This window comes from Holdemanella hominis, from assembly GCF_014306155.1.
Classification (GTDB): domain Bacteria; phylum Bacillota_I; class Bacilli_A; order Erysipelotrichales; family Erysipelotrichaceae; genus Holdemanella; species Holdemanella hominis.
This window is the reverse complement of sequence record NZ_JACRWH010000070.1, coordinates 1-8013: the sequence shown is the minus strand read 5'-3', so window position 1 is coordinate 8013 and position 8013 is coordinate 1. Positions and strand designations below refer to the sequence as shown.

The window sequence follows — 8013 nt, the reverse complement described above, 5'->3', positions numbered from 1 at the left end:
CATCTACTTGTACTAATAATTGAGAATGTACTAAAGCTTCTATTGTATTATGATCAAACTTAGAAATCTCAATTGCCTTTTCTTCCATTCTTAATGAAATATCGAATGATCTTGAATTTATTTATTAAAATGCTCATACGCATACACAAAAAATCCAATATCTGCAACACACATCATTGCTTGAAAATAATCGTGAATATAAAAGCCATAGATAGCTCCACCTGCAAGTAGAACAACTGTAGAAATGAGTCCCCATTTAGGAAAGCTCATCTGAAACACGAACTCCATCACAAGTACTATGATGCATATTACGCCTATCATCTGATTCATTCTCCTTTCTCGTTTTAAGAATTTGCTTAACCTCTTCTTCCGTCATTTCAACAGGAATCAACGGAATAAAAACATTCTTATTATTCTTTTTTCTCTGTCTCTTTTTCATAATCTTACTTTGCATCTGGATATGTGTCTTCAAATTTATCGGCATATCGATTGTGCTTTTTATACTTGAAGAACATAACGACTAAGAAAACAACAGCTGCTACACCTAGTGCGTAAACTAACCAATCTAATGACATCATATACTATGTCCTCCTTTTCTAATTTCATATTAGCATGTCTGAAATCGTTTTCATACAGTTTTTTGTTCATTTTCATTCAAACGTATCAAATGTTATTTTTTCTTCAAACTTGTTTATAACATATTACTTAAACAAGTTTGATTCACTTTTTAAAACAATCTATGTTTTAGACATCGATAATGTCAATTAAGATGATATGGTTAGCTTGAATGAAGGCTCGAATATGAACAAGAACATAATGGGGTATTTTAAATCTATCCAAGCATTTATCCGTAGTTTATTCTATAAACATGAGGAACAAACAAAACAAAATAAGTGTACACTCCAACAAGAAAAGTATTTAAAGATTGGTGCGAATATTTGTAATATTGGATTCAAATCCAAATATGCATATGAAGATTGGCAAGAAGATATTTTTAATCATATATCTGTAGATAATTTAGTATATTGTACAATGCCAGTTACAGATAAAGCCTTAAAATCCATTCCTGAAGGACACACAACAAGGCCTTTCTTGATTGTGAAAAAAGGAAAGGGTCAACTATCCGCCAATGAATTGGCAGGCTTGTAAAAGCCTAAGTTGACTAGCCTAAGTGCTGTGAGCACTACGTTAAGAGAGAATATATAGTTACCCGTGGATGTAACACCTAGTCTGCGGCTCTAAGGGGACATATTAAACAGTTCTGTGAGGTAGGAACAGTGTGTGTCTTATTGCAAACCTCTCATTAACATTGGCGAAGGTGTCATATACGGCTCGATATGTGCCGGCTTACCGCATCAAACATATCACAAAAAAGGAGGTGCCTTATATGGTATACGTATTAGATATCGATGGACAACCACTTATGCCAACTTCAAGGCACAGAAAAGTAAGAAAGCTGTTGAACAGTCATCTTGCTAAAGTAGCAAAGCGTTGTCCATTCACGATACAACTTTTATATCAGAGCACAAAAGAAACACAACCTGTATCTCTTGGTGTAGACGCAGGAAGTAGACATATTGGTCTGGCTGCTACAACAGAGCAGAAAGTCGTCTATCAGGAAGAACTGGTTCCTCGTAACGATGTCGTGAAATTATTGTCTGCAAGACGAGCTCTGCGTAGCTCTCGAAGAAGTCGAAAAACAAGATACAGAAAGCCAAGATTCAACAATCGTGTGCATTCTAAACATAAAGTATGGCTGGCTCCTTCAGTCGAAGTCAAGATTCAGGAACATATAACAGCCATCAAGAGAATATGTCAAATTTTGCCTATATCTGATATTCATGTAGAAACAGCAGAATTCGACCTTCAGCGTCTAAAAGCGATGGAAGAAGGAAGGCCGCTCCCTGTTGGCACAGACTATCAGCTTGGAGAACAGTACGATTTCTATAACACAAGACAGTATGTGCTTCATCGAGATGAATATACTTGTCAGTGTTGTGGTACGCATGATAATAATGTAAAACTACATGTGCATCATATCGAAAGTCGCCAGACTGGAGGTGACGCTCCTAATAATCTGATTACGCTTTGTGAGCACTGCCATAAGTTGTTGCATGCCGGAAAGACAATCATTCCAAAAGGCAAGAAACGAGGAAAATCCTATCGTGATGCCACTTTTATGGGTATCATGCGTAAAACCTTGTTGGAGCGTCTAAAAAAAAGAAATCGATGTTCCTGTTGAAGGGACATATGGATATATTACAAAGTACTGGAGAGAAAGAGCTGGCTTAGAGAAAAGTCATATCCATGATGCTGTCTGTATCAGCAAGTATCCGTATGCCAAGACTTTGGATATTTATTATCTGACGAAGACGGTTCGACATCACAATCGGCAAATTCATAAATCTAACTTCAGTAAAGGTGGTATTCGTAAACGCAACCAGGCACCTTATCTTGTAAAAGGATTCCGCCTGTTTGATAAAGTCTTATATCAAGGCAAAAGCTATTTCATCTTTGGAAGACGAGCTACAGGCTTTTTTGATATAAGAACATTGAATGGAGCCAAAGTGAACAAAGGTTCCATCAGTTACAAAAAATTGAGGATTCAGGACACTGCAAATGCATATTTAAAGGAGATAAAGGCAATTCCTCACATGAATAAATTCACGTGTGTCCTTGCTTAGAGTTATGAACGAATCAAAAAGAAAGTCATGGAAATGAGTTTGGAAGATTTAAGGGACTACGTGATTTATCAGATGATCGAAGATGAAAACAAATATGATCCAAACTATGATGACGAAGAATTTTTTGATTGGTAAAAGAAAAAGCAGTTTAACGACTGCTTTCTTTCATATATTCAAAATATTCTCTACCTACTTTATTCTTCTTCCAGTTTTGTAGAATCTTGAAACCAGGATATGAGAAGATGACCTCACATAGTGTTTCTACAATCATACCTGTAAAGGCACACACAACACATTGTACCAATGTCCATCCAAAGAATTGGTGTGACACGATTAATGCGAACGTTAGATTGTCGCAAAACTGACCAATACCAGTAGATACATAAGAGCGGAATGCATACGATTTAAAGTTGCTGTTGTTGTTAGAAATCTTACCTAACATGGAATTCGTATAGTTATTCACAATGGCAGAAACAATAAACGCAATTGTACTTCCAAATAGTACATACCAAGTACCACCAATTGTTCCGTCTAATGCCCCATTAATAATGGCTTCTGATCCTTCTACATAGGATTCACCCCATACGCCAGGAATCTTTGATGCCAAGAAGAAAACTAGGCACATACCTAAATTCACCAACACCGCTACAAGTGATGCTTGTGTTGCAGCTTTAGGACCAAAATGTTTTGTGATGACATCCATACATAAGAAGGAAAGCCAGCTTACCACAATTCCACAATCTAGTGCCATAAAGCTAAATGGCAAGTTAATACTTTTGTTTGCCAAAAGATTCATAGTGATGACCGAAACAATAAAAAGTGTCATCGTAAGTGAAGGTATACTTCTAAGTAATACACTCACTTCTTTAACTTCCGTTTTAATTCTATTCATTTTTTACCCTCCTGTTTTTTTAAAGATGGTTGGGAAGCAAAACATCTTTGTTCAAACCATATAAGTCTAATATGTTTTTAATTATTTGTCAAAGTTTATATCACTTATGCTATGATTAATTGCGGTGATACATATGTCTTTAAAACTATACGAACAAGAACCCTACCAAACAACATTTCATTCCCATGTTGCTTCATGTGTTAAAAAGGATGAATTATACGACATAATCTTGGATCAAACCCTTTTCTTTCCTGAAGAAGGTGGACAAACATGTGACAAAGGAACGTTAAATGGTATTGATGTGGTGGATGTACAAATCATAAATGATGAAATCCATCATTATACGCACTCTGCATTAAATGGTGATGTACAAGGTATTATTGACTGGACTCATCGCTACACCAATATGCAACATCATACAGGAGAACACATTCTTTCTGGATTGATACACAAAGAATTTCATGTGGATAATGTTGGATTTCATTTAGGATACAATGAAATTACAGCCGATTATGCGATGGACTTAAATAATGATCAAATTAAAAGAATTGAAGCTTTAGTGAATTCTGTCATCTTTTCAAATAAACCTGTTAAGTCCTATTACTTAGAGGATTATTCCAACATGGAATATCGTGCAAAACTTGACTTAGACAAACCACGCCTTGTCGAAATTGAAGATGTAGATTTATGCGCATGTTGCGCACCCCATGTAAAAAGTACGATTGAAGTGGGATTGTTTAAAATCATTAAATCGATGAAGATCAAAAAAGGCACACGCCTATTCTTCTTATGCGGAAAACTTGCCTATGAAGACTATGTCTTAAAACATGATCAGTCTATTCAAATCTCCAATCAATTGTCTTCAAACATTGAAGCTTTATCATTCAATGTACAACGCGTATTAGATGAAAATTATGCTTTGAAACAAAGAATCAAACAATTAAACAAAGAGATGATCGATCACTTAATCATTGAACATAAAGAAAATCAAATTATTCTATGTGATGAACTCGATCGAGATACACAATTGTATTACTACAATAAGCTTGTATCTTTTAGTGACAACTATGTTTTACTTGTTTCTAAACAAAAAGATAATTATCGGTTCATGATCAACTCTAAAGATATATTCTTACAACTCAAAGAAAGACATCCAGTTCGTGGTGGAGGAAAAAATGATTTCTTTCAAGGAACGCTAGATACAGTTAATGAGCAGCTATTTGATTAGCTGCTCATATTTTTTGTATAGCAAGCGTATTTAAAACCTCTGAAATCTCTTCTTTCGATAAACATACCATTCTATGATTGGCATCATAATAATCAAACTTTTTAATGAAGCTCATTAAATCACGATACTTCACAAGGCTGTCATTCATAAATACATACCATTCTTCTATCCCTTCAATTTGATTCAATACCACATAAGGCTCTACCGGAAGAATCGTTAGTATATCAACTCCTAGTGCATACATACCAATTCTTCTACCATGTACATTATAGATTCTTGGCGTGGCATAATATGCATCCAAAGCTTGTTGATTATGTAGATATTGTCCAAACAAATCTAAATCTGTGCCAAAATCATTCAATTCATTTTCCCCAATTGAAATCGGATGAAGAATGCCAAAGATTTCAAAATACTTATGATTCGATAGTTTACTCTTCAAGTCCATAAGTGCATCGGCACTCGTTCTTTTATCATACACCATCTGCAAATCAATATCCTTTATGTTCATTAGCCAATCGTCTTTCACAAATTCATCAGTATCCATATATTCACAATATACTTTCACTAAATAATAAAACAACTGAATTTCATCCATACTTGTAGGAAGACTTAAATTCAGACAAATATCATGATTTTGAATATAGATTTCAATTCCTCTTTGAAGATATTTGTGATCAAATAAGATTGTATGATCCCCTATCTGATTCGGAATTAATTGACAATTTTCATCCATAACCCCAAAAGATAAGTGAGACAGTTTAACTAAATCATCGATTATAAATTTTTTTCTACGAAAGAAACCCTTCTGCATAATACGAATATTCACAGACATACTAACACCTGCTCTCTACCAAAATCATACACTGAAACAAGCGCTTTTTATAGTTAAAACCATTTTTTCTTTTTAAAGTAAATCACTTCTAAAATAATAATCAATATACAAACTACCATCACAATGAAATATCCATAGGAAGTATCTAATTCTGGCATAGCCTTAAAATTCATACCATACCATCCAGTAATTAATGTTAATGGCATAAAGATGGTAGTCACAATTGTCAAAAACTGCATGATTTGATTCTGACGCATCTCCACTTGTGTTTGATGCATTTCACGAAGCTGAATGGAATACTCTGCCAAACGATCCGTAACATTCGATAGACGTGTTAGTCTTTTCTCTAATGTTTCAAAACCCTTATAAAATTCCTGTAAATTTTGTACCACTTCAATCATCTGATCATAATACGAATCAAAAGTACTAATCGTTTTCCTCATTTCAAAGATTTGCGACTCATAATGAGACCCCGTATGTGACATTAACTGATCTTCTATTCTTTCAAGTTTCATTTCAAGTTTTTGAAGAAACTCCATATCCTCTTGAATCAATATATTCATCAAATTTAGAATACATTCACTAGGCTTATTCCCTGAAATCTTTTGTTTAAAAATATGTTCAGGATCGCAAACCAAAAAATCACTATCATTTAATTCGATACTAAACATCTTCTTATTCTTAGATTTTGATTTGGAAGGAACCCAAAAAGAACCAGACAATTGATTATTCTCTTTATGTATTCTGCAATAATGAATATGATTTAAACGCTTCTCATTTATTACCTCTATCTTCATAATATCTCCTTAAAAAAAAGAATACACCATTTAGGCGTATTCTTACAGTTATTCAATTGGAATAAATTTATTTTCTTCAATCTGTTTAGGTGATTCCTTAGGAACAACAATCTTCAATTCACCATTGTCAAAGGATGCCTTAACATCTTCCTGATGAATACCTTCACCAACATAGAAGCTTCTTGAATAAGATCCACTAACACGTTCTTTACGAACGACACGACCTTTTTCATCCTTGTCTTCTGTGTTCGAACCATGTGTAGCAGTTACTTTCAAATATCCATCTTTCAATTCCATCTGGATATCTTCCTTTTTAACTCCAGGAAGTTCCATGCTCATTTCATAGTTTCCATCTTTTTCCACAATATCTGTCTTCATGACATCACTAACTGTGTTTCCTGTAAAGAAATCATCAAATAAATCAAACATTGGATAGTACTTCATAAATATCGCCTCCTGATACCTTATTCAATAGGGATAAATTTGTTTTCTTCAATCTGTTTAGGTGATTCCTTAGGAACAACAATCTTCAATTCACCATTGTCAAAGGATGCCTTAACATCTTCCTGATGAATACCTTCACCAACATAGAAGCTTCTTGAATAAGATCCACTAACACGTTCTTTACGAACGACACGACCTTTTTCATCCTTGTCTTCTGTGTTCGAACCATGTGTAGCAGTTACTTTCAAATATCCATCTTTCAATTCCATCTGGATATCTTCCTTTTTAACTCCAGGAAGTTCCATGCTCATTTCATAGTTTCCATCTTTTTCCACAATATCTGTCTTCATGACATCACTAGCTGTGTTTCCTGTAAAGAAATCATCAAATAAATCAAACATTGGATAGTACTTCATAAATATCGCCTCCTGATTACTAGATTATGAAATCTATCTTCAAGTTACGGGATATATTTTGACTTATCTCTAACTTCAATTATCATTATAGTCACTTTTTTAGCACTGTCAACACTTAAGTGCTAATTTTTTATAAAAAATTAGAGTGTGATTTCTCACACTCTATTTACCCATTTCGTTCATAGAAACCATTGAGAAACTCAAAGATTCCAATACTTTAATTAAGGCATGTGCCGTATCTAAACTTGTCATACAAGAAATATTGTTTTCTGCAGACACACGACGAATCAAGAATCCATCTTTACTTGTAGAATTATCTTTATTTGACATTGTGTTGATGACAAAGTTTACATGTCCATGACGAATAATATCCAATACCGTTTCATTTCCATTATCCTCATTGACTTTGGCCGCTACATGTACAAATAAGCCATTATCTTCTAAGAATTTAGCTGTACCCTTCGTCGCATAAATTCCATATCCAATGTTATAGAAACGTTTTGCGATTTCTAAAGCATCCTGTTTATTATCATCATCAATTGTTAGTAATACACTTCCATGTAAAGGAATATTAATTCCAGAAGCTACTAAAGCCTTGTACAATGCTTTTTCTAAGTTTACATCACTACCCAAAGCCTCACCTGTAGATTTCATTTCAGGTCCTAACACTGTATCTACACTACGTAATTTCGCAAATGAGAATACTGGTGCTTTGACAAA

Annotated in this window: 11 protein-coding genes and 1 pseudogene; 3 read left to right on the top strand and 9 right to left on the bottom strand. The window is 34.2% G+C overall.

Annotated elements, in window-relative coordinates; translation table 11 throughout:
* Positions 1-117 precede the first annotated feature (117 nt).
* From H8911_RS11160 to H8911_RS12800, 3 genes are read right to left on the bottom strand one after another with little or no spacing between them, the layout of a single operon-like run.
* Positions 118-270, bottom strand: coding sequence for a hypothetical protein (locus tag H8911_RS11160; RefSeq protein ID WP_186999709.1), 153 nt, complete (start codon positions 268-270; stop codon positions 118-120).
* Entirely contained in the window at positions 257-439 is a 183-nt protein-coding gene (locus H8911_RS11155) for a hypothetical protein (RefSeq protein WP_186999708.1), read from the bottom strand. The genes H8911_RS11160 and H8911_RS11155 overlap by 14 nt, the downstream gene beginning before the upstream one ends.
* A gap of 4 nt (positions 440-443) precedes the next feature.
* The gene (locus tag H8911_RS12800) at positions 444-578 is read right to left on the bottom strand and encodes a hypothetical protein (protein ID WP_255466316.1); all 135 of its coding nucleotides are present in this window, start codon (positions 576-578) and stop codon (positions 444-446) included.
* Positions 579-801: 223 nt separating this feature from the next.
* Here H8911_RS12800 and H8911_RS11150 point away from each other — a divergent pair, with 223 nt between their 5' ends.
* Both H8911_RS11150 and iscB read left to right on the top strand, forming a co-directional pair.
* On the top strand, positions 802-1149 hold the full coding sequence (locus H8911_RS11150; RefSeq protein ID WP_186999707.1) for a hypothetical protein: 348 nt from the start codon (positions 802-804) through the stop codon (positions 1147-1149).
* Between the two features lie 238 nt (positions 1150-1387).
* Positions 1388-2242, top strand: a complete 855-nt coding sequence (iscB, locus tag H8911_RS11145; RefSeq protein ID WP_222621025.1) for an RNA-guided endonuclease IscB — start codon at positions 1388-1390, stop codon at positions 2240-2242.
* Positions 2243-2832: 590 nt separating this feature from the next.
* On the opposite strand, the gene H8911_RS11140 is transcribed toward iscB, so the two are convergent.
* The gene (locus H8911_RS11140; protein WP_117573357.1) at positions 2833-3576 is read right to left on the bottom strand and encodes a VUT family protein; all 744 of its coding nucleotides are present in this window, start codon (positions 3574-3576) and stop codon (positions 2833-2835) included.
* A 133-nt stretch (positions 3577-3709) separates the two neighbouring features.
* On the opposite strand from H8911_RS11140, the gene H8911_RS11135 reads away from it, so the two are divergent.
* Positions 3710-4804 (top strand): alanyl-tRNA editing protein, encoded by a 1095-nt coding sequence (locus tag H8911_RS11135; RefSeq protein ID WP_186999706.1) that lies wholly within the window; start codon positions 3710-3712, stop codon positions 4802-4804.
* A gap of 4 nt (positions 4805-4808) precedes the next feature.
* Here the strand turns inward: H8911_RS11135 and H8911_RS11130 are convergent, their stop codons facing one another.
* The 5 genes and pseudogenes from H8911_RS11130 to H8911_RS11110 all read right to left on the bottom strand — a co-directional run.
* Positions 4809-5636 (bottom strand): DUF4299 family protein, encoded by an 828-nt coding sequence (locus H8911_RS11130; RefSeq protein WP_117925321.1) that lies wholly within the window; start codon positions 5634-5636, stop codon positions 4809-4811.
* Positions 5637-5689: 53 nt separating this feature from the next.
* A complete protein-coding gene (locus tag H8911_RS11125) occupies positions 5690-6433 on the bottom strand; it encodes a magnesium transporter CorA family protein (protein WP_117925320.1) in 744 nt (247 codons plus the stop codon).
* 48 nt (positions 6434-6481) lie between these two features.
* Positions 6482-6877, bottom strand: coding sequence for an Hsp20/alpha crystallin family protein (locus H8911_RS11120; protein WP_117925319.1), 396 nt, complete (start codon positions 6875-6877; stop codon positions 6482-6484).
* Positions 6878-6897: 20 nt separating this feature from the next.
* Positions 6898-7293: an Hsp20/alpha crystallin family protein gene (locus H8911_RS11115; RefSeq protein ID WP_186999705.1), complete on the bottom strand. Its 396-nt coding sequence runs from the start codon at positions 7291-7293 to the stop codon at positions 6898-6900.
* 162 nt (positions 7294-7455) lie between these two features.
* Positions 7456-8013: pseudogene (locus H8911_RS11110) on the bottom strand (carbamoyl-phosphate synthase large subunit); the annotation flags it as partial.

Excerpts from the sequence above, each read along its gene's own strand:
- H8911_RS11140 (WP_117573357.1), bottom strand. The coding sequence starts at position 3,576 with ATGAATAGAATTAAAACGGAAGTTAAAGAAGTGAGTGTATTACTTAGA.
- H8911_RS11160 (WP_186999709.1), bottom strand. The coding sequence starts at position 270 with ATGAGCTTTCCTAAATGGGGACTCATTTCTACAGTTGTTCTACTTGCA.
- H8911_RS11150 (WP_186999707.1), top strand. The coding sequence starts at position 802 with ATGAACAAGAACATAATGGGGTATTTTAAATCTATCCAAGCATTTATC.
- H8911_RS11115 (WP_186999705.1), bottom strand. The coding sequence starts at position 7,293 with ATGAAGTACTATCCAATGTTTGATTTATTTGATGATTTCTTTACAGGA.
- H8911_RS11125 (WP_117925320.1), bottom strand. The coding sequence starts at position 6,433 with ATGAAGATAGAGGTAATAAATGAGAAGCGTTTAAATCATATTCATTAT.
- H8911_RS11130 (WP_117925321.1), bottom strand. The coding sequence starts at position 5,636 with ATGTCTGTGAATATTCGTATTATGCAGAAGGGTTTCTTTCGTAGAAAA.
- H8911_RS11120 (WP_117925319.1), bottom strand. The coding sequence starts at position 6,877 with ATGAAGTACTATCCAATGTTTGATTTATTTGATGATTTCTTTACAGGA.
- H8911_RS12800 (WP_255466316.1), bottom strand. The coding sequence starts at position 578 with ATGATGTCATTAGATTGGTTAGTTTACGCACTAGGTGTAGCAGCTGTT.
- H8911_RS11135 (WP_186999706.1), top strand. The coding sequence starts at position 3,710 with ATGTCTTTAAAACTATACGAACAAGAACCCTACCAAACAACATTTCAT.
- iscB (WP_222621025.1), top strand. The coding sequence starts at position 1,388 with ATGGTATACGTATTAGATATCGATGGACAACCACTTATGCCAACTTCA.
- H8911_RS11155 (WP_186999708.1), bottom strand. The coding sequence starts at position 439 with ATGAAAAAGAGACAGAGAAAAAAGAATAATAAGAATGTTTTTATTCCG.